Here is a 729-nt window from a genome sequence, read left to right on the forward strand (position 1 = left end):
TTACATAATTTAAAACTGGTGACTGCCGAACTATATACCAGTCCCATGTTAGTTTCTACATAAGCCCTTACATAGTAAGTAGGTCCTTCTTCTAATCCATTCATCAGTCCTGAAAATTCGCCGATACCTTTACCAGTATCTGGGATGTTCTGATCGCTGATGGTTGGGATAGGATTTGTGCTACTCCAAACCAGTCCACGTCCGCTTAATGGCAAACCACCTGAGTTCCCCACTGTAGCAATGGCCTTAGCCGCATTCCCGATCATTGTTGCAGTAGGCACAATTACATTACTGATGGTAGGTAGCGTTGTGGTGATCTCATCACGCAAGCACCTTACAGTCACCGCATTTGCCTTGTCCAGATCTGTGACATTAAGGGCGCCGTTAAAATACAATGCTTTAGCCGCATAGTTTGCGTTTGGAGTTGTAGTTGAGGTCCAATACGATAGTCCTGTACCACGAGCACCCAGGTTACCGGGGGCTGCTGGACTTAGGTTTCCCGCATTGTGAATTTTCAATACTGAATTGTAAAGCGCAGCGGCCGTAGTCCAAATTTGTGGTGCGCTGATCACATTACTCATTTCCGTGGAGGTAGGTAATCTCCAACCCCCACCCATCAGCTGTATACAAGGATCCTGAGCAGCAGTCCAAGCGGATGGGTCATTGATTGAAGTGGTCCATGCTGTCCAGGAATTAGATGGAGTACGCGTGGCACCATCATGTTTATAC

The 729-nt window shown here is 46.9% G+C and carries 1 protein-coding gene; it reads right to left on the reverse strand.

Annotation, left to right across the window (positions count from 1 at the left end; translation table 11 throughout):
• Positions 1-729 (reverse strand): hypothetical protein (locus R2S10_RS24680; RefSeq protein ID WP_316843062.1); only part of this gene is annotated, 729 nt, incomplete at both ends.

This window comes from Pedobacter gandavensis (genome assembly GCF_032678745.1).
Lineage (GTDB): Bacteria > Bacteroidota > Bacteroidia > Sphingobacteriales > Sphingobacteriaceae > Pedobacter > Pedobacter gandavensis_C.